Raw genomic sequence first — 22,978 nt, forward strand, 5'->3', positions numbered from 1 at the left:
GGTCACTTTCGATGTCGGAAAGTAACGCTCGGCGGTTAAGGCACGGTTGTTCATTTGCCTGCTTTTTTAGCGGCCTTGATGGCAAGTGCGCGCTCCCGGATCGATTTGGCACGATCCGGCTTGATTTCCTGCCGGGCACGGCCAAGGGCCAGAGCATCGGCCGGAACGTTGTCGGTAATGATGCTGCCGGAAGCCACATAAGCGCCGTCGCCGATCGAAACCGGCGCCACGAGGGACGAATTCGAGCCGATGAACGCATTCGCGCCGATATGCGTTTCGTGCTTGTTCACCCCGTCGTAGTTGCAGGTGATCGTGCCCGCGCCGATATTCGAATGCGCGCCGACGACGGCATCGCCGATATAGGTCAGGTGGTTGACCTTGGCGCCTTCGCCAATCCTGCCGTTCTTTACCTCGCAGAAATTGCCCACCTTCGACTGGGGCGCAAGGTCCGCCCCCGGCCGAAGGCGCGCGAACGGCCCGACGGTGGCGCCGGCGCTGACACGCGCGCCTTCGAGATGCGAGAAGGCATGGATCACAGCGCCGCCTTCGACCTTCACGCCCGGGCCGAAGACGACATTGGGCTCGATCAGCGCATCCTGATCGATTTCGGTATCATAGGACAGGAAAACGGTCTCGGGGGCGATCATCGTGACGCCGGAAACCATCAGTTCGTGGCGACGGCGCTCCTGCCAGAGCCTTTCGAGAAAAGCGAGCTCCGCACGGTTGTTGCAACCGGCGACCTCCGTTTCCGGTGCGTCGACGGCGACGACCTTGCCGCCGGCGGCACGGGCGATCTCCACGAGGTCAGGCAGGTAATATTCACCCTTGGCATTGTCGTTGCCGATCTTTTCGAGCAGCGCCAGCGCCTTGCGACCATCGATCGCCATCAGTCCGCTGTTGCACCAGGTAATCCTGCGCTCCTCTTCCGTGGCATCCTTTTCCTCGCGAATGGCAATCAGTTCACCATTCTCGACGAGCAGGCGGCCGTAGCCCGTGGGCTTGTCCGTATGGAAACCGATCACCACGATATCGGCGCCCTGCGCCAGCCTTTCGCGCGCCGCGGCAAAGGGTGCCGCCGTGACCAGGGGGACGTCGCCATAAGTGACCAGAACGTCATCGTAGCCTCTGGCGATCGCCTCGCGTGCCGCAAGCACCGCATGTCCGGTGCCGAGGCGCTCCTTCTGCAGAAAAGCCTCGACCGAAACGCCCGCGACCGAGCCGGCCTTCGCGACGGCCTCGGCATCGCGACCGACCACAAGGGCCGCATCCGTCATCCCGGCTTCGGCAACGGCCGCCATGACATGGGCGATCATCGGGCGACCGGCGATCGGATGCAGCACCTTCGACATCGACGATTTCATACGCGTGCTGTCGCCAGCGGCAAGGATGACGGCAAGGCAGGAACGGCTCATCGGGAATCTCCTTCATGCAGTTGCCCGGCTTTTAGCAGCAAGAGGGTTGAAGGGCGATAAACGGCTTATGTGCATGCGAAACAAAAAGGGCGTCCGAAGACGCCCCATTCGATCTCATAGGTTTCGAAGGCAGGTCCGCCCGGGGCTTCGCCCGACCGCTCAGCCCTCCGCCATGGCTCCGGGCGTTCGTCGCTGCAATCGATTCACCGGATCGATTGCCCGGGCTTCGCCCGGCCGCTTCTCACTATTGCGGAAGCTTGTCGTCCACGCCTTCGACATAGAAATTCATGCCGAGCAGGACGCCATCCTGGGCCTTCTCCCCGGCGGCGAGCCATGCCGAACCGTCCTGCTTGTTGATCGGGCCGGTGAACGGGTGCAGTTCGCCCGACTTGATCTTGGCTTCGGTTTCCTCCGCCATCGCCTTCACGTCATCCGGCATGTTCGTATAGGGCGCCATGGTCAGGATGCCGTCCTTCAGGCCGTCCCAGATCTGCTCCGACTTCCAGGTGCCGTCGAGCAGCGCCTGGGTGCGCTTGACGTAGTAGGCGCCCCAGGTGTCGACGATTGCGGTCAGTTGCGTCTTCGGGCCGGCGGCGATCATGTCGGAGGCCTGACCGAAGGCCAGGATGCCGCGTTCGGCGGCGACCTGCATCGGCGCCGTCGTATCGGTGTGCTGGGTCAGAATATCGACGCCCTGGTCGATCAGCGCCTTGGCGGCGTCGGCTTCCTTGCCCGGGTCGAACCAGGTGTTCGCCCAAACGACCTTCAGCTTGAAGTTCGGGTTGACCGACTTCGCGCCGAGCTCGAAGGCGTTGATGCCCATGACCACTTCCGGGATGGGGAACGAAGCGATGTAGCCCGCGAGACCCTTCTTCGACATCTTCGCGGCGATCTGCCCCTGGATGTAGCGGCCTTCGTAGAAACGCGAATTATAGGTGGCGACGTTCGGGGCGGACTTGAAACCGGTCGCGTGTTCGAACTTCACGTCGGGGAACTTCTGGGCCACCTTGATCGTGGCATCCATGAAGCCGAAAGAGGTGGTGAAGACCAGAGCGCAGCCCGACCGGGCCATACGCTCGATGGCACGCTCGGCGTCGGGGCCTTCCGGAACGTTTTCGAGGAAGGGCGTTTCCACCTTGGAGCCGAGGGCCTTGTCGAGCTGCTGGCGACCGATCTCATGCGCCTGCGTCCAGCCGCCGTCCGTGCGCGAACCGACATAAATGAAACAGACCTTTTTCTTTTCCTGGGCCTGAGCGCCGGTCGCGAAACCGCCCAGCAAGGCGGCCGATGCGGCAAGAGCGATAATCAGTTTCTTCATTTCCGAACCTCTATTGGCTTGAAGACGTTTGTTCTTGGGTCGCGGTCACCGGTCGGGGACAAAGGGTTTCCCGAGCGACGCCGGCGTGTTGATGAGCGTCGTGCGACGATTATGCGAGATGATGATCAGCACGACAATAGTAGCCGCATAAGGAAGTGCGGACAGGAACTGGGACGGCACGCCGATGCCGAAGGCCTGCGCATGAAGCTGGCCGATGGTGACGGCGCCGAAAAGATAGCCTCCCGCCAGCACGCGCCAGGGACGCCAGGAGGCGAAGACGACCAGCGCCAGCGCGATCCAGCCGCGACCGGCCGACATGTTCTCCACCCATTGCGGCGTATAGACGAGGGAGAGCTGCGCACCCGCAAGTCCGGCGCATGCGCCGCCGAACATGACCGCGAGATACCGGGTGCGGATGACATTGATGCCGAGCGCATGGGCCGAGGCATGATTGTCGCCGATTGCCCGGATCTTCAGGCCGGTGCGGCTTTTGAAGAGGAACCAGTTGATGCCGAGCACCAGCGCGATCGACAGATAGAAGGCAAGGTCCTGGCTGAAGAGGACACGGCCGAGGAACGGAATATCCGACAGCAGAGGAATGACGATCGGCTGCAGCTTGATGCCGGGCTTGCCGACGAAAGCCTCGCCGAGCTGGCCGGAAAGGCCAAGCCCCAGGATGGTCAGCGCCAGGCCGGTGGCCACCTGGTTGGCGACCAGCGTCAGCGTCAGGAAACCGAAGAGCATGGAGAACAACGCGCCGCCGGCTATGCCCGCGACGATGCCGATATAGGGCGAGCCGGTCAGTTGCGCGGCGGCGAAAGCGCACACGGCGCCCATGATCATCATGCCCTCGACGCCGAGGTTCAACACGCCGGCGCGCTCCGTCACCAATTCGCCGAGAGCCGCGATGACGAGCGGGGTGGATGCGGTGATGACGGTAAGAAGAATCGCCTCGAACATCAGGCCTTCACCTCCACTGCCCTAGTCCCTGCCAGCACCAGCCGTATCCTGTAGTGGATGAGCGTGTCGCAGGAGAGCACGAAGAAGAGCAGCAGCCCCTGGAAGACGCGGCTGACCTTGTCCGAAATGCCGATCGAAAGCTGTGCCGCCTCGCCGCCCAGATAGGTGAGCGCCAGCACCAATCCGGATGCGATGATCCCGAGAGGATTGAGGCGTCCGAGGAACGCGACGATGATCGCGGTGAAACCGTAGCCCGGCGAGATGGTGGGCTGTACGTGGCCGATCGATCCGGAGACTTCCGAAATGCCGGCAAGCCCGGCCAGCGCGCCGGAAAGCAGCATGGAGAACCACACCATGCGGCGCGCCGAGAAACCGGCGAAGCGCCCTGCCCGTTCCGATTGACCGAGGACGGAGACTTCGAACCCCTTCAACATGAAGCGCATCATGAACCAGAGCGCCACGGCCGCGACGATCGCGAAGACGAAGGCCCAGTGGGCGCGGCCGGAGGACAGGATTTCCGGCAGGACCGCCTCCACCTGGAAACTCTTCGTCTGCGGGAAATTATACCCCTGCGGATCGCGCCACGGGCCGCGCACCAGCCAGTCCAGGTAGAGCTGCGCGATATAGACGAGCATCAGGCTCGTCAGGATCTCGTTGGTGTTGAAGCGCGTCTTGAGAAGCGCGGGAAGGCCCGCATAGAGCGCGCCGCCAACCATGCCCATGACCAGCATCAGCGGCAGGATCATCGGCGAGTGCCAGTCGGGATACATGACCGGCAGGATCGAACCGGTGATCGCGCCGATGGTGAACTGGCCTTCGGCGCCGATATTCCAGTTGTTGGAGCGGTAGCAGACGGAAAGCCCGACGCCGATCAGGATTAGCGGCGCGGCCTTGATCGCCAGTTCGTGCAGCGACCAGACCTCGCGCAGCGGCTCGATGAAATAGACGTAGAGCGCGCCGAGCGGGTTCTTGCCAAGCAGCCAGAACATCACCGCGCCGAAAACGAGGGTCAGCGCCAGCGCGAGCAACGGCGAGAGAACGGAGAACAGCCTCGAGACCCGGGCGCGCCTTTCGAGTTCAATGCGCATGCGCCGCCTCCGGGACCGAGTGGCTTTCGTGAATACCGCCCATCATCAGGCCGATGCGTTCCAGCGTCAGGGTGCCGGCCGGATGCGGATCGGAAAGCCGGCCCTCGGAGATCACGGCGATATTGGTCGCAACCTCGAAAATCTCGTCGAGGTCCTGGCTGATGACGATGACGGCCGACCCGGCCTTGGCGAGATCGATCAGCGCCTGGCGGATGCGGCTCGCCGCGCCTGCGTCGACGCCCCAGGTTGGCTGGTTGACCACGAGCACGGCGGGCTGGCGGTCAAGCTCGCGGCCGACGATGAATTTCTGCAGATTGCCGCCGGAAAGCGAACCGGCCAGCGGGTCCTCGCCGCTCTTGCGGACATCCATGGCCTCGCAGATGCGCCGCGTCGCGGAGCGGATCGCGTCATGGCGGATGATGGAGGCAAAACCGCCGGACAGAAACGCCCTTCTGTCCGACCGGCTGCGGGCGAGCAGGAGGTTGTCAGAGAGGGGCATGGCCGAAACCGCCGCATGGCCGTGGCGCTCCTCCGGCACGAAGCCCGCGCCAAGCAGGCGACGGCCGTTGATGCCGATATTGCCGACGGCCTTGCCACGAATGCGGATCGCATCGGCTTCCGCGACCGGGTATTCGCCCGACAAGGCATCGAAGAGCTCACCCTGCCCGTTGCCCGCGACACCCGCGATCGCCAGCACCTCGCCGGCCCGCACCTTCATCGAGACATTCCTGAGGGAAACGGCAAAAGGCGTGCGCGCCACGACGGACAGGTTGGCGACCTCGATACGGATGTCCCCCAGGGCCGCCCCTTCGTCCCGATGCACTTCGGCGACGTCCGAGCCAACCATCATGCGGGCAAGCGAGGCGGGCGTTTCCTGCCCGGGATCGCAAGCACCGGTGACCTTGCCATGCCGCAGCACGGTCGCGCGGTCGCAGATGCGCCGCACTTCCTCCAGCCTGTGGCTGATATAGAGAACCGACCGGCCCTCTGCCTTCAGCTTGAAAAGCGTCTCAAAGAGTCGATCGGCTTCCTGCGGGGTCAGGACCGATGTCGGCTCGTCGAGGATGATCAGCTTCGGATTCTGCAGAAGCGCCCGCACGATCTCGATACGCTGACGTTCGCCGACCGACAGGTCCGCCACATGCGCCTTGGGATCGAGCGGCAGGCCATATGCCTTCGAGAGCGATGCCGCCTCGTCGGATATCTTCGCCAGCGAAATCCCGGGGTCGAGCGAAAGCGCGATGTTTTCCGCCACCGTCAGCGCTTCGAACAGCGAAAAATGCTGGAACACCATGCCGATGCCGAGGCGGCGGGCCTCGCCGGGCGAACCGATCGCCACCGGCATGCCCTCCCACACGATCTGGCCGGCGCTTGGCTGCAGCACGCCGAAGAGCATCTTCACCAAGGTGGATTTGCCCGCGCCATTTTCACCGAGAAGCGCATGGATTTCACCCGGCGCGATATCGAGGTCGATCGCGTTGCAGGCGGCGAAGCTGCCGAAAAGCTTGGTCAGACTTCGAACCGACAGAAGCGGAAGGGCTTCCGGACCTTCGGATAACGTCACTGAACCCCCTGTTTGCACCTGTTCCCGCCTTCTCTTGAGGCTTTTGGCGTGGCGGCACATTTGTTTTCGAACTTTTCCCGGACCCGAAAGTCAGGATGTTCGATTTGTCATATTGATACCGTTTTTGCTGCTTTGCACAACATCAAAGAAACAGAGCCGAAGCAATGCCCCGCTATTTTCCGAGATCGGGAAAAAGCTGCAGCACCGCGCCGATGCAATAGAGGTAGAGACCGCTCGCGATGACGCCCCAGATGACCCAGTCCGGGGTCGTGAAATGCAGGAGCAGCGAATATCCGCCAAGCGCGCACCAGAGAAGGCAGATCGCGAGATTGAACGGCCTCAGACGCTTGACACGCACCGGATGCAGGAAATTGATCGGCAGGAAAGTCAGGATCACCGACACGGAGACGATGATCAGGGCCGTCAGCGCACTCGCATCGATGACGAAAAGCGTGAAAATCACCATATTCCAGACGACCGGGAAGCCGGAGAAGAAATATTCCTCCGTCTTCATGCCCGTATCGGCATAATATACGGCGCTGGAGACCACGATCGCGCCGGCAGCGAAGAAAGACCATGGCTCGCCGATCATGCCGCTCTGGTAGAGTGCGAAGGCCGGCAGCAAGACATAGGTCACATAGTCGATGATATTGTCCAGCGTGTCGCCGGACCAATTGGGCAGCACTTCCTTGACCTGCACCTTGCGGGCGATCGGACCGTCGATCCCGTCGACGAGAAGCGCCAGTCCCAGCCACCAGAACATGTCGACGAAACGATGCTCGGCCGCCGCCACGACGCCGAGGAAAGCGAGGAATGAACCCGAGGCCGTCAGAAGATGGACCGAAAAGGCGCGGATTTCCGCATAGGGAACTTTCCGATAGTTGAAGATTCGTCTGATCACACGTCAGTCCCGCATTGCCCTGTCCCGGCAAGGTATGCGGCCAATCATTGGCCTTTGCAACCGGCTCGGGGTGCTCTACACGGGATAAAGCCTTGTTTTTCTATGCTGCGCTGCCATACCGCATGGATATGCGCGCGTTGGCGCTCTAGATAGTTTTCACGGATATTGTCGAACCAGGACGACGGACATGCAGCATTTCGAGATTGCCGTGGTGGGCGGAGGGCTTGCCGGATCGATCGCGGCGCTGGCGCTGGCGCGTGCCGGCCGCAAGGTCGCGCTAATTGCTCCCTCGCCCGAAAAAGCCGACGACCGCACCACGGCGCTGATGGACCAGTCGATCCGCTTTCTGGAACGGCTCGGCGTCTGGGACGACATTGCGCCGTCTGCCGCAGCGCTTTCCATCATGCAGATCATCGACGGTACGAAGCGGCTGCTCAGAGCGCCGACGGCGCAATTCCGGGCGCAGGATGTCGGGCTCTATGCCTTCGGATACAACATTCCGAACAAGGCATTGTCCGGGACGCTGGCCGCCGCCGTTGCCGCGGAACCCAATATCATCAAGATCGAACAGAGCGTCGAAACGCTGGACTATTCCTCAGAACGGGCCGCCATCACGCTTTCCGATGGCTCGATCGTCACGGTCGACTTCGTGGTGGGAGCGGACGGACGAAAATCCAGGACCCGGGATGCGGCCGGCATCGGCGTACGCCAATGGTCCTATCCGCAATCCGCCGTGGTCCTGAATTTCGCCCACACGCTGCCGCACGCCAACATTTCCACCGAATTCCACACGGAAAGCGGGCCTTTCACGCAGGTTCCCCTTCCCGGATCGCGCTCCAGCCTCGTGTGGGTGGTGAAACCGCAGGAAGCGGAGCGGCTGCTCGGACTTCCCCTTGAGGCGCTGTCGCGGGCCGTCGAAGATCGCATGCAGTCGATGCTCGGCAGGGTGACCATCGAGGGCATGCCACAGGTCTGGCCCCTTTCCAGCCTGATGGCCGACCGGTTCGGCAAGGGCCGGATGGCGCTGATCGGCGAGGCCGCCCATGCCTTCCCGCCAATCGGCGCCCAGGGTCTCAACCTGTCGCTCCGCGACGTGATCGCGCTTACCGAGCTTCTCGCTCCCACGGGCGACCGGCCAATCCCGGCCGATGCAGGCGACCGCTTCAACCACCGCCGCCGGCCCGACGTCATGAGCCGGACCTTGAGCGTCGACATCCTGAATCGTTCGCTGCTATCGGATTTCCTGCCCGTGCAGATGCTGCGGTCGGCGGGACTGCACATCCTCGGCAGCGTACCGCCGTTGCGCAATCTGCTGATGCGCGAGGGAATCGAGCCCGGACGCGGCCTGCGCGCCGTCGCCGATGCCCTACGGAACGAGATCCGGCGGTAGGATTCCCGAATTGATCAGGTAAAGCAGCACCGGCAGCGTCAGCACCGACAGCAAGGTGATGATCAGGATGCTCGCCGACGCCCTCTCCTGCCAGACATGGTACTGCTGGCTGATGACGAAGACGTTCGTCGCGGTGGGCAGGGCCGAGAGCAACATCGCCGAATAGATCCATACGGGATCGAAATTGCCGATCAGCGACAGAACCGCATAGGTGGTCAGCGGCAGGACCACCAGCTTGAAGACCGCGATATAGCCGATCTCCACCGGCACGCGCCTGAGCGGCCGAAGCGCCAGCGTGACCCCCATCGCGAAGAGCGCGCAGGGTGCCGCCGCCTGGGCCAGATAGTCGATCAGCCTCTGGAACGCCTCCGGCGGCCGGATCGCAAGGGCGGCGAAGCAGAAGCCGAGCGCCGTCGAAATGATGAACGGATGCAGGGCCACTTTTCGGGCGATATCGGCGACGACCTCGGCGACGGGGCGTTTGTCGCCGCCGGTGATCACCATCATCGCCGGAGCGACGATGAAATGCGCAGCGTTCTCGAAACAGACGATCAGCGCCACCGGCACGGCCGCCGCCTCGCCGAAAGCGAGCAGCGCCAGGCCTGGCCCCATATAGCCGATATTGCCGTAGGAGCCGGCAAACGACTGGATCGTGCAATCCGCGAAGGAATTTCGGCGGATGAAAAAACCGATCAGGAAAATCAGCAGAAAGATCAGGTAGGTCGCGCCGATCTCGCCGAAAATGAAGTCGGCCCTCTTCAGCTGTTCGACCGGCGTACGCGAGACGAGCTTGAAGAACAGGGCCGGAAGCGCCGCGAAGATGATAAACGTATTCATCCAGCCAAGCGCTTCGGCGGGTTGCCCGGTGGCCTTGGCGGCAAGATAACCGATGAGGATCAGCCCGAAGAAGGGCAGCAGCAATGCTATGACGTCGGCCATCTTTTCCTTGCCCGGAGCGGGCTGCGTTGGAAGACGCCTTTCGTTAGCCGATTTGCGTGAGGATTGGAAAGGTCTGCTGGAACCAGATCGCCGCGGAACTGACGAAGCCGAAGATGAAGGCAAGACCGGTCAGGATGAGGAAGATGCCCATCACTTTCTCGACCGCGCCGAGATGCCTGCGAAAACGCGTCAGGAACCGCATGAATGCGCCCGAGAAACCGGCGGCGATCCAGAATGGAACGGCGAGCCCGAGCGAATAGATAGCGAGCAGCATGGCGCCCTCGCCCACCGTATCGCGCGACGCGGCGACGCCGAGGATGGCGCCGAGCACGGGACCGATGCACGGCGTCCAGCCGAAAGCGAAGGCGAGCCCCATGATATAGGCGCCGGAGAGCGTTGCCGGCTGTCCGCCACCCTGGAAACGGGCCTCGCGGGCCAGAAGACCGATCCGGAAGACGCCCAGGAAGTTCAGGCCCATGACGATGATGATCAGGCCGCCGATCTTCGAAAGAAGATCGAGATGCTGGCGAAGCAAAACGCCGATCGTCGAAGCCCCGGCCCCCAGCGCCACGAAGACGGTCGCAAACCCCAGCGTGAAGAACAGCGCCGACAGGAGCACCGCACGGCGGGTTCCGCCACTCGCTTCGATGGCGGCGACATTGCCGCCGCGGAACTGCTCGACCGAAATACCCGCCATATAACAAAGATAGGGCGGCACGAGGGGCAGCACGCAAGGCGACAGAAAAGACAGAGCGCCGGCGAAAAGCGCGCTCAGCAGGGATATTTCGGCAATCGACACATGTGGCTCCGACCGGCAGGCCTTTCGAGGCCCGTATCTTCCGCCTCAGGTAACGGCTCAAGGCGGCGAATGCCAATCACCTTTTCGCATGATGACGGAAAAGCGGCAAGAAGCCGCATTTTTGCTATCGACACGGGTTGACCGCAAGGGGTCACCTGCATATGTTCCGCGCACTTTCAGGGACGCGTCTCGGCGCACCACGGGAGAGCGTAGCTCAGCCGGTAGAGCAACTGACTTTTAATCAGTAGGTCATGGGTTCGAGCCCCATCGCTCTCACCATAAAACCAATCGGTTAGGTGAGAATTTGGAACAGGCATGGAGCTGACTTTAGTCCCAAGAAGTTCCACGCGTTCTCACCATCTTAAAAATTCTTCATCTTTCCCGCCGGGTTCCAATCATTACGGATCTGTCAGGTTCCTTGCAGTGATACACGGGGGCAGGTGGATGCGGGAACCTCCCCTAACCAATTGAAAAACAAGATATCCTTGAAATCATAAATGAGCCGGAATTGGGGAATTTGGCCGAAATTCGGCAAATCACCGCCTTGGAACCTTATCTATTATTAAGCTGACCTCCGGCCCCGGCGGGCGTATTCCTATTGCCAAGCAGAATGCTGCCGGCGAGAGGTTCTTTCCCCGGCAGTTCCCCATTCTCCCGCCCGGCCGGCACCCTGCCCGGTCGGGTTCGCTGGACAGCCTGCCGATCGAGTTCGATCTCCGGGCGTTCGGGCTTCCTGAAGGGTCGGCCTCGCCCTGATGCCCATTCTTCGGCTGCACCAGATTCGAATCACCGATCCCCCGCGGAGATTGCTTCGCGGCATGATCTTCTTCGTTCTGCGGAAAGTCGCAATGCAGCCGCAGCGACAGATCGAAAGGAAACCAAGATGCCCAATATCCTTCGCAGACACCGTATCGCGGCGCTTCTTGGAGCCGCCATCGTCGCCGCTCCCCTGACCGCGCCTGTCATTATGGGAATCAATGCCGCCCATGCCGCTTCGGATATCGGGTCCGTTCCCGGGATCGTCGCCCCCGGCGGCTCCTTCGCGCCGGTCGTTGCGGCCGACAAACCGGCGGTGGTCACGATCACCACGACGATGAAGCCGCAAAACGTCAGTTCCGACGACAGCTCGCCCTTCGGTGACGATTCACCCTTCGACGAGCAGTTCCGGCAATTTTTCGGCCAGCAGGGCATTCCGATCCCGCGCCAGATGCCACAGCAGCGACAGACCCCGCGCGCCGAAGCCCTGGGTTCCGGTTTCGTTATTACCACCGACGGCTATATCGTCACCAACAACCATGTGATCGACAACGCCACGAGCATCAAGGTGACGCTCGACGACGGCACGGAACTGCCGGCCAAGCTGATCGGCGCCGACCCGAAATCCGATCTCGCCGTCATCAAGATCGCGCCGAACAAGCCCCTCGCCACGATTGCCTGGGGCGATTCGGACAAGCTCAAGGCCGGCGACCAGATTCTTGCGATCGGCAACCCGTTCGGCATCGGCACGACGGTCACGGCCGGCATCGTATCCGCTCGCGGGCGCGATCTGCACAGCGGCCCCTATGACGATTTCATCCAGATCGACGCGCCGATCAATCACGGCAATTCCGGCGGGCCGCTGGTCGATGTCGAAGGCAAGGTGGTCGGCATCAATACCGCGATCTATTCTCCGAACGGCGGCAGCGTCGGCGTCGGTTTCGCCATTCCGTCCGACCAGGCGCAGCAGGTCGTCGCCAAGCTGATGAAGGACGGCTCGATCGCGCACGGTTTCATCGGCGTGCAAATCCAGCCGGTGACGGCGGATGTCGCAAGCGCCATCGGCCTCGACAAGCCGGAAGGCGCACTGGTCGCCAATGTAAGCGACAATACGCCCTCAGCCCGGGCGGGCGTCGAAACCGGCGACGTCATCACGGCGCTTGGCGGTCAGGCCGTGAAGTCCCCAAGGGACCTTTCGCGCATGGTCGCCGATCTCGCGCCCGGCACCAGCGAGAACCTGACCGTTTGGCGCCAGGGCCAGAGCAAGGAGTTGAGCATCACCATAGGCGGCAACCAGGATGGCCAGAAACAGGCCTCCGCCGACAAGGGTGAACACTCAAGCCCGGCCGCGCAGCGCATACCGACGATCGGAGTGGGTCTTGCCGATATCACACCGGATGTCAGGCAGGCTCTCAACCTGCCCCGCCGGGAAAGCGGCGCGGTGGTCGAGAGCGTGGCTCCCGACAAGCCGGCTGCCGACGCAGGCCTACAGCCGGGAGACGTGATCATTTCGGTCAATCGGCAGGCGGTGAAATCGGCCAGGGAGGCCAAGGCAGCCGTCGCGGAGGCCGGGAAAACAGGCCGCAAGTCGGTCCTGCTTCTTATCCAGAGAGGCGACAACCAGACTTTCGTGGCGGTTCCCTTCTCGGTCAGCTAAGCGGACCGAAGCCGGATCGGCACGTCGGATGCGCCCGCTCTTTCGGGCGCATCCGACGCGGGTTGTGAACGATTATCACGTTCTCTTGAAACCCATCGGGGAACCTCCGTCGCGTCGTCGCCGTTGATGCGGCCCAAGGAGGTCCTGATGCGGATCATTTTTGTCATTCTCGTCGCCTCGGTGCTCAGTATCCTGGCATTCAAATACGCGGACCAGTCTCTCGGCGGTGCGGCGATCCTCGCATCCCCCTCGGAGCTTTCCTCAAACCATTGAGAGGTCCTCCGGCGGATCGTTCCATTGCAGCCCTTCCCGCTTGACCAATCTCCGGCCGCGATCATATTTTCCCGGTCCCATCCAGCCGAAATCGAGAGAGGGTCCCATGGCCAAGCCAAAGATTGCCATCATCATCACCAGCACGCGCGATGTCCGTTTCGGCGAAAAGCCGGCAAAATGGATTCATGAATCCGCCTCGCAACGCGAGGACATGGAATTCGAACTCGTGGACCTGCGGGATTTCCCGCTGCCGTTCTTCAACGAGAAGGCATCCAACGCGTGGGTCCCGACTGAAAACGAGGTCGGCCAGCGCTGGCAGAAGAAGGTCGCCGAGTTCGATGGCTACATCTTCATCGTCGCCGAATACAACCGGTCGATCACGGCCGTTCTGAAGAACGCCCTGGACTATGCCTACCCGGAATGGAACCGCAAGCCGGCAGCCGCCGTGGGCTACGGCAGCGTCGGCGGCGCCCGCGCGGTGGAGCATCTACGCAATATCGCCGTCGAGCTTCAGATGGTGCCGACCCGTCCGGGCGTTCATATCCAGGGCGCCGATTTTTTCGCGGCCTGGCAGCAGGGCAAGGACCTCAGGGAACTCGCCCATCTCGAACCCGGTGTGAAGACGATGCTCGACGATCTCGCCTGGTGGGCCTCGGCGCTGAAGACCGCCCGCGAAAAGGCCTGACCCTTCTCTTCACGAGAGGTTGATCCGAAGGTTCCGATCCCGGCTGGAACCTTCTGTTCCTTGGGAGGTTTCATGGCGATAAAGGAGTGATTGCCATGAACGCGCGAAACGCCCTGATCGCCCTGGGATCGGCCATCATGGGCGGCGTGATCGTCGCCCTTCTTGCGCACCCTGCCGGGCCGGCCGTGACCGGAAAGACGGATCGCCTCAGCGGTCCTCCGTCGGAAACGGCCTTTTTGCCGGAACGCTTCGGCGTTCCGGGCTCGACACAATAAGACCGTCGTCCTGAAAACTGCGAGCCGGTATCTTGCAAGAGATACCGGCTTTTTCTTGGGTATCGATCCCTCAAAGGCCTTCGACTGACGCGGATCAATGCGGGACTACCTTACCGATATTTAAGTTCCTCCTACACGCAATTCATGCCATTGGAACCAAAGAAGAATCCGCGCGGGATCACGTTTCCGGCCAATTTTTCCGGCAAAACGGCGCAACAGCTCGTACGGCCGATCCTGCATCATGATCGAGAGAAGGACACGACCTTGAACGTGCAGAAGACACCCGACCCGGCAGCAAAGACGAGCGGCACGCCCGATCTCGCCGCGATCATGGCCGCGTCGGGTGGTCGCAAGAAGCGCCGCTGGATCTTCTGGCCGGTGGCGGCCATCGTCCTTCTCGCCGCCGGAGCAGGCGCCTATACCTACTTCGGCAGCAGCGGGACCCGCTATACCTATACGACGCAGCCCGCAAAGCGGGGCGACCTGTCGGTCATCGTTACGGCAACGGGCTCCGTGCAGCCGACCGACCAGGTCGACATATCCAGCGAGCTTTCCGGTACGGTGCGCAAGGTCAATGTCAGCTATAACAGCGCGGTAAAGACCGGCGACGTGCTTGCCGAACTCGATACGAACAAGCAGGAGGCCGACGTCCAGAGCGCGCGGGCGCAGCTTGCCTCGGCAAAGGCGAACGTGCTCAAGGCCGAGGCGGAAGCCGCATCGGCGAAGAACACGCTCGACCGGCTCACCGGGCTTGTCAGCAACCGGATATCGAGCCAGCAGGAACTGGACGCGGCCAAATATACTTACGACGCCGCGATCGCCAGCAAAGCCATCAACGAAGCCTCCGTGCTGTCGGCCGAGGCCAATCTAAGGCTCGCGGAGGTCAATCTCTCGAAGCTCAAGATCGTTTCGCCGATCGACGGCGTCGTGCTCACCCGGGACGTGGACCCCGGCCAGACGGTCGCCTCCTCCCTCAATGCGCCGGTATTGTTCACCATCGCCGGCGACCTGAGGCATATGGAATTGCAGGTCGCGGTCGATGAGGCGGATGTCGGCCAGGTGAAGGAAGGCCAGATCGCCAAGTTTTCCGTCGACGCCTATCCCGACCGGAACTTTCCCGCCGCGATCGAGGCCGTGCGCTTCGCTTCCGAGACCGTCTCCAATGTCGTTACCTACAAGGCGATCCTCACGGTCGACAATGCCGACCTCCTGCTGCGCCCCGGCATGACGGCAACCGCGGACATCACCGTGCAGTCCGTTTCCGATTCGCTCATCGTGCCGAACGCCGCGCTGCGCTATTCGCCACCTGCGACCGCCGGCGGCAATCGCGGCAGTTTCCTCACCCGGCTTTTCGCCCCGCCCCGCCCTCCCGGCAGCCGCAGAAACGAGGCCTCGACCGGCGGCCGCGCCGTCTGGCTCCTGCAGGCGGGGGTGCCGACGCGCGTACAGGTGGAAACCGGTCCGACGGACGGGCAGTTCACGGTGCTGAAATCCGGCGGGATCAAGGAGGGCGACCAGCTGATCACGGATGCCGTTGCGCGGGCCAATTGAGAGGCGAGGCCATGACACTCCCTCCCCTCATCACGTTCAGGCAGGTCTCCAAGTTCTATGGCCGCGGCGAAGCGATGATCCGCGCTCTCGACCATATCGATCTCTCCATCTCGTCGGGTGAGTTCGTGGCGATCATGGGGCCGTCGGGCTCGGGCAAATCCACCGCGATGAACATCATCGGCGGCCTGGATGTTCCGTCCTCCGGAGAATACCTTTTCCAGGGCATACCGACCAGCCGCTTCGACCGTTCCCAATTGACGCTGCTGCGCCGCCATATGCTGGGCTTCGTCTTCCAGGGGTTCAACCTGCTTGCCCGGACGTCGGCCGTCGAGAATGTCGAACTGCCGCTCGTCTACCGTGGCATGGACCATCGCGAACGCCGGCGCCTTGCGCTTGCCGCGCTCGAACAGGTCGGCCTGAAAGGCCGCGAAAGCCATACGACCCAGGAGCTTTCAGGCGGCCAGCAGCAGCGCGTCGCGATCGCCCGCGCCATCGTTACAAGTCCGGCTGTCCTGCTGGCGGACGAGCCGACCGGCAATCTCGACACGAAAACCAGCACGGAGATCATGGAACTGATTTCACGACTGAACCGTGAGAACGGCATCACCGTCATCATGGTCACGCATGAAGAGGATATCGCGGCCTACGGCAAGCGGCTGCTGCGCTTCGTGGACGGGCGCATCGCTTCGGATCAGGTGCAGGTCAGGGAGCCGGATCATGTTCTTTGAGACGGCGAAACTTGCCTGGCGTGCGATCAGCCGGAACATGCTGCGTTCCTTCCTGACCGTGCTCGGCGTCGTCATCGGCGTCGCGGCGGTGATCGCCATGGTCACGGTCGGCAACGGAACGACGGCGCGTGTCCAGAACGAGCTTTCGCGTCTCGGCACGAACACGCTTTTCGTTCGGCCCGGCCAATGGGGACCCGGACGGGCGAGCACGGAAGCCAAGCGCTTCAACGACAAGGATGTGAAGGCGATCCAGAGCCAGGTAAGCGGCTTGCGGGCCGTCGCGCCCGTGAACCGCGGCACGGCAACCGTCATTGCCGGAGGCGCCAATCATTCGAGCTCGGTCATCGGCACGACCAACGACTATCTTGTCGCCCAGGACTGGGACCTGTCGCTCGGCCGCGACTTCCTGCCGAACGAGGACCGCGGCAGCCAGGCCGCCTGCATCATCGGCGAGACCGTGCGCAAGGAGCTTTTTGGCGCGGCCAATCCGGTCGGCCAGAACATCCGCGTCAGCAACGTCGCCTGCCCGGTCGTCGGCGTGCTCGCCGTCAAGGGGCAATCGGGCATGGGCGACGACCAGGACGACACTGTCATCATGCCGCTGAAGCTGCATCAGCGCCGGATCGGGGGGACGACCACGATCAGCAGCATCATTCTCTCGGCCCAGGACGGCGTTGCGACATCGAAGGTTCAGTCGGATGTGGAAAGCCTGCTGCGGGAGAGGCGCCGCATCGCAATCGGGCGCGACGACGATTTTTCGGTCAACGACATGTCGCAGATCGCCGCCGCGATGACCGGCACGACGGTGCTGCTGACCGGACTGCTCGGCGCTGTCGCCGCCGTCAGCCTGCTCGTCGGGGGCATCGGCATCATGAATATCATGCTCGTGTCAGTGACGGAGCGGACGCGCGAGATCGGTATCCGGCTGGCGATCGGGGCATTGGAGCGACAGGTTCTCACCCAGTTCCTCGTCGAGGCGGTCATGCTGTCGATCTTCGGCGGCGTAACGGGGATTTTGACCGGACTCGCCCTCGCCTTCGGCGTGGTCAGCTATCTCCAGGTGCCCTTCGTGGCAAGTCCGACGATCATCGTGCTTGCATTTGCCTTCTCGGCAGCGATCGGCATGGTTTTCGGTTATTTCCCCGCCCGCCGCGCGGCGCAGCTCAACCCGATCGAAGCGCTTCGGCACGAATAAGATTGTCGGGCGGGCTTCAGGTCCGGGCGGCCTAGACTGCCGACCAGTGCACGCTTCCCATGGCGAATCCTGCCAATTGGGATAATGTGATATATCAGCGTGCCTTGCCATTCCAGATGCGACATGCCACGCTCTGATATATCAGGGAGGAGACGAGATATGGCATCCGACGTGGAGCCCCTCAGCCGGCAAGCCTACCGGCGGCTGGAGAACCTGATCGTCACGCTGAAGCTGGCGCCCGGCGCTCCGGTGACGGAAAAACAGCTTATCGGACTTGCCGGCCAGGGACGGACGCCGGTCCGAGAGGCGATTCAAAAGCTCGAATGGCAGGGTTTGATCCGTGTGAGACCGCGCGTCGGACTGCAGATCACCGAGATCGTCGCCACCGACCATGACAGCATCATGCAGGTGCGCCGGCAGCTCGAACCACTTGCAGCGGCGCTGGTGGCGGAACATGCGGCCGAGGAGCAGCGCGTCGCGCTGGTGGACTGCGCCAAAGCCATGAACGCCACAGCCGTGACGGGCGACATCCCCGGCTTTCTCGATGCAGACAAGCGTTTCGACGATATTTTCGAAGAAGCCTGTCCCAACCGCTTCCTCACTGCGGCGCTTGCGCCGCTTCAGACGCATTCACGCAGACTGTGGTTCTCGAAGGCTTCCGTCGACCAGATGGACCTGTCCGTCACGCGGCATGTCGCGGTCATCCGTGCCATACAGGCGAGCGACGCAGAAGGAGCGCGAAAAGCGATGGAAACGCTGCTCGCCTATCTTGAAAACTCCTGAGTGGAATCAAACGTGCGCGTCGGCTTCGCGCTGTTTTGCAAGGGCTGCCAGATCGGCGGGCTTCAGCTCGACCGACTCGCCGCAACCGCAGGCGGATGTCTGGTTCGGGTTCACGAAGGTAAAGCCCGACCGCATCTTGGTGACTTCGAAATCCATCTGCGTGCCGAGGAGGTAGAGAACCGCCGAAGGCTCGACCCACACCTTTGCGCCATCCCGCTCGACCAGGTCGTCCTTGGCGTTCGGTTCCGTGACGAGATCGACGGTATATTCCATGCCTGCGCAACCGCCCTTCTTGATCCCGACGCGGATGCCCCTGGCATCCGGTCCGGAGCCCGCGACGATCTGCTTGATGCGGGTCGCGGCTGCATCGGTCATCGTCATTATTGCGAAGCCCATGGGCTTTTCTCCTCTGGCATCGACCCGGAAAGCGGAAGCCGGTTTTCGGATAATCCGATGCCCATCAAATACGTCCGGGTTCAAGGTCCGACGTTTCGTGATTCAAATGTAATGCCCGCGTGTTAAGCGATCAATACCAGCCAACCGCGACGCGGGCTTCCTCAGACATGCGATCCGGCGTCCATGGCGGATCGAAGGTCATTTCCACCTCGACGCCCGACACGCCTTCCACGGCGCCGACGGCATTTTCAACCCAGCCCGGCATCTCGCCCGCGACCGGGCAGCCGGGAGCCGTCAGCGTCATGACGACCTTCACCATGCGGTCGTCTTCGATATCGATCTTGTAGACGAGTCCGAGTTCGAAAATATCCGCCGGTATTTCGGGGTCGTAGACCGTTTTCAATGCCCCGACGATATCGTCGCTCAGGCGCGCCAGTTCATCGGCCGGGATAGCGGATTGGATGATCCCTTCGCGGGCGTCCCATTCGGTTGCGGTTTCTTCGACAGCCATGACGAATCCTCAGGCAAAGAAATTGCGCGCGTATTCCAGCGCATCGGCCAGCGCGTCCACTTCGGCGCGGGTATTATACATGCCGAACGATGCCCGGCATGTGGAAGTTACGCCGAAGCGTTTCAAGAGCGGCATGGCGCAGTGCGTGCCGGCACGGACCGCGACGCCGCGACGATCGATGACCATGGACACGTCATGGGCGTGGATTCCGGCAAGCTCGAAGGAGAAGATGCCCCCCTTCCCCGGCGCATTGCCAAAAATGCGCAACGAATTGATCGAACGAAGCCTTTCGGCGGCATAGGCGGCAAGATCCGCCTCGTGGCGGGCGATAGCCTCCCGGCCGATCTTGTCCATATAATCCAGCGCATAACCAAGACCGATCGCCTGGACGATCGGCGGCGTGCCGGCCTCGAAACGATGCGGCGGATCGTTGTAGGTGACGATGTCCTCCGCCACTTCGAAGATCATCTCGCCGCCGCCCTGGAACGGCCGCATCTCACGCAGGCGATCCATCTTGCCGTAGAGCACGCCGATACCGGACGGACCGTAGAGCTTGTGGCCGGTCATCACATACCAGTCGCAGTCGATGTCACGGACGTCGACCGGCATGTGCACGGCCCCCTGGCTGCCGTCGATCAGGACCGGAATGCCGCGCTCATGGGCGATCCGGCACACGTCCTTCACCGGCACGATCGTACCGAGCGCGTTGGACATATGGGTGATGGCGACGAGCTTGGTCTTCTCGGTCAGGCTCTTCTCGAAGTCCTCGATGTGGAACGCCCCGTCGTCATCGACCGGCACCCAGACGAGCCTGGCGCCCTGCCGCTCACGGATGAAATGCCAGGGAACGATATTGGAATGATGCTCCATGATGGTGACGACGATCTCGTCGCCCTCACCGATCCTCGGCATGCCCCAGCCGTAAGCGACCGTGTTGATCGCTTCCGTCGAGTTTTTCGTGAAGACGATTTCGTCGACCGACCCTGCATTCAGGAAACGGCGCACCTTTTCGCGCGCCGCTTCATAAGCCTCCGTCGCGGCATTCGAGAGGAAATGCAGGCCGCGGTGGACATTGGCATATTCATGCGCATAGGCGTGACCGATGGCGTCGATCACGACCTGCGGCTTCTGTGCCGAGGCGCCGTTGTCCAGATAGACCAGCGGCTTACCATGCACCATGGTCGACAGGATCGGAAAATCCCGCCTTATGGCTTCCACGTCATAGGCCGTCGCCGGGTTGCCCTGGTCCATGTCAGGCATGCCTTTCAAGCCAGGCCGAGATGATGCCTTCCAGCGCCTCGACCAGCTTCTCTTCCTCGATCTCCTCGACGATCTCCGCCACGAAGGCATTGACCAGCATCGCCCGCGCCCTGCTCTCCGGAACGCCGCGCGCCATCAGATAGAAAAGATGGTTGCGGTCGATATCGGTAACCGTCGCCCCATGGCCGCAGACCACGTCATCGGCAAAGATTTCGAGTTCGGGCTTGGCCGAGAAATCGCCGTTGTCCGAGAGAAGCAAGGTATTGCAGGCCATCTTGGCGTCCGTCTTCTGGGCGTCCGGCGCAACCCGGATCATCCCCTGGAAGGCGCCGCTGGCGCGGTCGAAGACGACGTTGCGGATGATCTCCGTCGAATTGGTATGCGGCACGTTGTGACCGAGCACCAGCGTCACATCGGTGTGGCTTTCGCCACCAAGCAAATTGACGCCGCGCAACGTCAGTTCCGCGCCTTCCCCTTCCACATCGATGCGCAATTCCTGGCGGACCAGCTTGCCGCCGGCATTGACGACGAAAAGCCTGAGTTTCGCCTCCGCGCCGAGCCTGACACGGATCTGGCCGAGATGCGTATCGGAAGCGCCCTGCTGCTGGAGAATGACCCAGGTGATCTCCGCTCCGTCCTCCAGCACAATATCACTGATCGAGGACACGAACGCCGCACCATCCGTCGCCGGCTGGTGACGTTCGATGACCGTCGCCTTGGATGCGGCTCCGAAGGAGACCGGGAAACGCGTATGGATCTGCCCCGCGGCATGCAACGCCTGCAGTTCGATCGGCGCCTCGATTTCGGCCTCAGCCGGTATGGCAAGCGCAAAACCGTCACACACGAAACTGCCGTTGATGCGACCGATCGCGTCGTCCCTGTCCAGCGCCGTCAGGCCGGCGACCGCCGAGCCGTCCGCGAGCTGGTCCTTGAAAGGCACGACCTCGACGCCATCGACGGAGGCCTTCGCATCGGCCTCTCCCTGCAGGACCGGGAGAACGACGGAGCCCTCGATGAGCGGCGCAACGGGATCGATCATCCCGACCGGCGCGGCCTCGGGGATAGTCCGCAGCAAGGTCCTCAGGTCCGTATAGTGCCAGGCCTCTATGCGGCGGGTCGGGAAACCGGCCTTCTTCAGATCGTCCAGAAGCCGGTCGCGGGTGCCGATCACGGCTCCGTTGCCCGGCAATTCACCGATCTGCGCGCCAAAGGCCTCGACCAGGGCGGCCTCCGCGGCGGTCAGCCGGCCAACGGTCTGGTTTGTCGTCTGCATGTTCATGACAACATCCTTCCTGCCGGTTTTCAGGCCGCTTCCCCGATGATGTCGGCATAGCCGTTCTCTTCCAGCTCAAGCGCAAGCGCCTTGTCGCCGGAGCGGATAATCTGGCCCTTGTAGAGGACATGCACGCTGTCCGGCACGATGTAATCGAGCAGGCGCTGGTAGTGGGTGATGACGATCACCGCGCGATCCGGCGACTTCAGCGCATTGACGCCGTCGGCAACGATCTTCAGCGCGTCGATGTCGAGGCCGGAATCGGTCTCGTCAAGGATGCAAAGTTTCGGTTCGAGCAGCGCCATCTGCAGGATCTCGGCGCGCTTCTTCTCACCGCCGGAGAAGCCGACGTTGAGCGGGCGGCGCAGCATGGCCTGGTCGATCTTCAGCTTTTCGGCGGCTTCCTTGACGCGCCGGATGAATTCCGGTGTCGTCAGTTCGGCTTCGCCCCGCGCCTTGCGCTGCTCGTTCATCGCCACTTTGAGGAACTGCATGGTCGCGACGCCGGGAATTTCGACCGGGTACTGGAAGGCGAGGAAGATGCCCTTCGCGGCGCGCTCCGCCGGATCGAGCTCCAGGATGCTCTCGCCGTTATAGAGGATGTCACCCTCGGTGACTTCATAGTCCTCGCGACCGGAGAGGATGTAGGAGAGCGTCGACTTGCCGGAACCGTTCGGCCCCATGATGGCGGCAATCTCGCCGGGCTTCACGGTGAGGTTCAGGCCCCGGATGATCTCGGTGCCGTCTTCGGCGATACGGGCGTGCAGGTTCTTGATCTCAAGCATTTCGTTTCCTACTCATAGGGCGGGTTCAAGGGCCGCCCGATAGACTTTTGGACAGTGTGGTCCGTTCGATTTCCGTCATCCTCGGGCTTGTCCCGAGGATCTAAGCCCTCAGTTGCAGTTGCTCCACCCATCCGTATTTAGATGCGGGCGGTGGACATTCTCAATCTCGTCAATCCGCTCGTAGAGATCGCCCCAAATGGGGTTCAAACCTTCCATGAGCCTGATCTTCCATTCACGCAGATAGCGTTTCAGCGACTTCTCCCGCTGTATCGCCAGGACGATATTCGGATGGCTTTCAAACCAGACCAGATTTTTCGCCTTGTATCTCTGCGTAAACCCTTCCTGAATTGCGTTCCGGTGTTCCCGGATGCGACCATGCAGGTCACTCGTCACGCCGGTGTAGATCACGTCCCGCGGTTTGTCGGACATCATGTGGACGAAGCCACTCATCCCCTTGTCCCGCGACAGCAGATCCTCGG

At 62.3% G+C, this 22,978-nt stretch carries 23 protein-coding genes and 1 tRNA gene; 10 read left to right on the top strand and 14 right to left on the bottom strand.

All coding sequences use genetic code 11. The features are described 5' to 3' along the window. Nucleotides 1-50: 50 nt before the first annotated feature. From glmU to pcsA, 6 genes are all read right to left on the bottom strand, one after another. Nucleotides 51-1,412 (bottom strand): bifunctional UDP-N-acetylglucosamine diphosphorylase/glucosamine-1-phosphate N-acetyltransferase GlmU, encoded by a 1,362-nt coding sequence (gene glmU, locus ACFFP0_RS18595; RefSeq protein WP_377263572.1) that lies wholly within the window; start codon nucleotides 1,410-1,412, stop codon nucleotides 51-53. Between the two features lie 244 nt (nucleotides 1,413-1,656). Beyond that, nucleotides 1,657-2,730, bottom strand: coding sequence for a BMP family ABC transporter substrate-binding protein (locus tag ACFFP0_RS18600; protein WP_377263573.1), 1,074 nt, complete (start codon nucleotides 2,728-2,730; stop codon nucleotides 1,657-1,659). A gap of 45 nt (nucleotides 2,731-2,775) precedes the next feature. Next, a complete protein-coding gene (locus ACFFP0_RS18605; RefSeq protein WP_377263574.1) occupies nucleotides 2,776-3,690 on the bottom strand; it encodes an ABC transporter permease in 915 nt (304 codons plus the stop codon). Next, on the bottom strand, nucleotides 3,690-4,778 hold the full coding sequence (locus ACFFP0_RS18610; protein ID WP_377263575.1) for an ABC transporter permease: 1,089 nt from the start codon (nucleotides 4,776-4,778) through the stop codon (nucleotides 3,690-3,692). The genes ACFFP0_RS18605 and ACFFP0_RS18610 overlap by 1 nt, the downstream gene beginning before the upstream one ends. After that, a complete protein-coding gene (locus ACFFP0_RS18615; RefSeq protein WP_377263577.1) occupies nucleotides 4,768-6,342 on the bottom strand; it encodes an ABC transporter ATP-binding protein in 1,575 nt (524 codons plus the stop codon). The genes ACFFP0_RS18610 and ACFFP0_RS18615 overlap by 11 nt, the downstream gene beginning before the upstream one ends. Before the next feature lie 172 nt (nucleotides 6,343-6,514). Next, complete coding sequence (pcsA, locus tag ACFFP0_RS18620) at nucleotides 6,515-7,243, bottom strand: phosphatidylcholine synthase (protein WP_377263578.1); 729 nt, start codon at nucleotides 7,241-7,243, stop codon at nucleotides 6,515-6,517. A 187-nt stretch (nucleotides 7,244-7,430) separates the two neighbouring features. On the opposite strand from pcsA, the gene ACFFP0_RS18625 reads away from it, so the two are divergent. Beyond that, nucleotides 7,431-8,633 carry a UbiH/UbiF family hydroxylase gene (locus ACFFP0_RS18625; protein WP_377263579.1) on the top strand — a complete coding sequence of 401 codons (1,203 nt, stop codon included), beginning with the start codon at nucleotides 7,431-7,433 and terminating at the stop codon, nucleotides 8,631-8,633. On the opposite strand, the gene ACFFP0_RS18630 is transcribed toward ACFFP0_RS18625, so the two are convergent. Continuing rightward, nucleotides 8,610-9,572: an AEC family transporter gene (locus tag ACFFP0_RS18630; RefSeq protein ID WP_377263580.1), complete on the bottom strand. Its 963-nt coding sequence runs from the start codon at nucleotides 9,570-9,572 to the stop codon at nucleotides 8,610-8,612. The genes ACFFP0_RS18625 and ACFFP0_RS18630 overlap by 24 nt on opposite strands. A 43-nt stretch (nucleotides 9,573-9,615) precedes the next feature. Further along, nucleotides 9,616-10,371, bottom strand: a complete 756-nt coding sequence (locus ACFFP0_RS18635; protein ID WP_377263581.1) for a cytochrome c biogenesis CcdA family protein — start codon at nucleotides 10,369-10,371, stop codon at nucleotides 9,616-9,618. A 203-nt stretch (nucleotides 10,372-10,574) separates the two neighbouring features. Between ACFFP0_RS18635 and ACFFP0_RS18640 the strand changes: the two genes are divergently transcribed. The 9 genes from ACFFP0_RS18640 (at nucleotide 10,575) to ACFFP0_RS18680 (ending at nucleotide 18,274) form a co-directional block, all read left to right on the top strand. Continuing rightward, nucleotides 10,575-10,650: transfer RNA gene (locus tag ACFFP0_RS18640), tRNA-Lys, on the top strand. Nucleotides 10,651-11,254: 604 nt separating this feature from the next. After that, a complete protein-coding gene (locus tag ACFFP0_RS18645; protein WP_377263582.1) occupies nucleotides 11,255-12,784 on the top strand; it encodes a DegQ family serine endoprotease in 1,530 nt (509 codons plus the stop codon). Nucleotides 12,785-12,931: 147 nt separating this feature from the next. Then, nucleotides 12,932-13,057 (top strand): hypothetical protein, encoded by a 126-nt coding sequence (locus tag ACFFP0_RS18650; protein WP_377263584.1) that lies wholly within the window; start codon nucleotides 12,932-12,934, stop codon nucleotides 13,055-13,057. A gap of 106 nt (nucleotides 13,058-13,163) precedes the next feature. Then, nucleotides 13,164-13,742: an NADPH-dependent FMN reductase gene (locus ACFFP0_RS18655; protein WP_377263586.1), complete on the top strand. Its 579-nt coding sequence runs from the start codon at nucleotides 13,164-13,166 to the stop codon at nucleotides 13,740-13,742. A gap of 95 nt (nucleotides 13,743-13,837) precedes the next feature. Next, the gene (locus ACFFP0_RS18660; RefSeq protein WP_377263587.1) at nucleotides 13,838-14,017 is read left to right on the top strand and encodes a hypothetical protein; all 180 of its coding nucleotides are present in this window, start codon (nucleotides 13,838-13,840) and stop codon (nucleotides 14,015-14,017) included. A gap of 264 nt (nucleotides 14,018-14,281) precedes the next feature. After that, nucleotides 14,282-15,568 (top strand): efflux RND transporter periplasmic adaptor subunit, encoded by a 1,287-nt coding sequence (locus tag ACFFP0_RS18665; RefSeq protein ID WP_377263588.1) that lies wholly within the window; start codon nucleotides 14,282-14,284, stop codon nucleotides 15,566-15,568. Nucleotides 15,569-15,579: 11 nt separating this feature from the next. After that, a complete protein-coding gene (locus tag ACFFP0_RS18670) occupies nucleotides 15,580-16,296 on the top strand; it encodes an ABC transporter ATP-binding protein (RefSeq protein ID WP_377263589.1) in 717 nt (238 codons plus the stop codon). Then, nucleotides 16,286-17,491, top strand: a complete 1,206-nt coding sequence (locus ACFFP0_RS18675; protein ID WP_377263590.1) for an ABC transporter permease — start codon at nucleotides 16,286-16,288, stop codon at nucleotides 17,489-17,491. Before ACFFP0_RS18670 ends, ACFFP0_RS18675 begins: the two co-directional genes overlap by 11 nt. Before the next feature lie 159 nt (nucleotides 17,492-17,650). After that, complete coding sequence (locus tag ACFFP0_RS18680) at nucleotides 17,651-18,274, top strand: GntR family transcriptional regulator (RefSeq protein ID WP_377263591.1); 624 nt, start codon at nucleotides 17,651-17,653, stop codon at nucleotides 18,272-18,274. Between the two features lie 6 nt (nucleotides 18,275-18,280). Here the strand turns inward: ACFFP0_RS18680 and sufA are convergent, their stop codons facing one another. From sufA to ACFFP0_RS18710, 6 genes are all read right to left on the bottom strand, one after another. After that, the gene (gene sufA / locus ACFFP0_RS18685; RefSeq protein WP_377263592.1) at nucleotides 18,281-18,670 is read right to left on the bottom strand and encodes a Fe-S cluster assembly scaffold SufA; all 390 of its coding nucleotides are present in this window, start codon (nucleotides 18,668-18,670) and stop codon (nucleotides 18,281-18,283) included. 130 nt (nucleotides 18,671-18,800) lie between these two features. Next, nucleotides 18,801-19,181, bottom strand: a complete 381-nt coding sequence (locus tag ACFFP0_RS18690) for an SUF system Fe-S cluster assembly protein (RefSeq protein WP_377263593.1) — start codon at nucleotides 19,179-19,181, stop codon at nucleotides 18,801-18,803. 9 nt (nucleotides 19,182-19,190) lie between these two features. After that, entirely contained in the window at nucleotides 19,191-20,432 is a 1,242-nt protein-coding gene (locus ACFFP0_RS18695; protein WP_377263662.1) for a cysteine desulfurase, read from the bottom strand. A gap of 1 nt (nucleotide 20,433) precedes the next feature. Then, nucleotides 20,434-21,720 carry a Fe-S cluster assembly protein SufD gene (sufD, locus tag ACFFP0_RS18700; protein WP_377263594.1) on the bottom strand — a complete coding sequence of 429 codons (1,287 nt, stop codon included), beginning with the start codon at nucleotides 21,718-21,720 and terminating at the stop codon, nucleotides 20,434-20,436. Nucleotides 21,721-21,743: 23 nt separating this feature from the next. Next, nucleotides 21,744-22,499: a Fe-S cluster assembly ATPase SufC gene (gene sufC / locus ACFFP0_RS18705; protein WP_377263595.1), complete on the bottom strand. Its 756-nt coding sequence runs from the start codon at nucleotides 22,497-22,499 to the stop codon at nucleotides 21,744-21,746. A gap of 108 nt (nucleotides 22,500-22,607) precedes the next feature. Then, nucleotides 22,608-22,949 (bottom strand): GIY-YIG nuclease family protein, encoded by a 342-nt coding sequence (locus ACFFP0_RS18710; protein ID WP_377263597.1) that lies wholly within the window; start codon nucleotides 22,947-22,949, stop codon nucleotides 22,608-22,610. Between the last annotated feature and the right edge of the window lie 29 nt (nucleotides 22,950-22,978).

It is taken from the genome of Neorhizobium puerariae (genome assembly GCF_042429745.1).
GTDB classification, from domain to species: Bacteria; Pseudomonadota; Alphaproteobacteria; order Rhizobiales; family Rhizobiaceae; genus Neorhizobium; species Neorhizobium puerariae.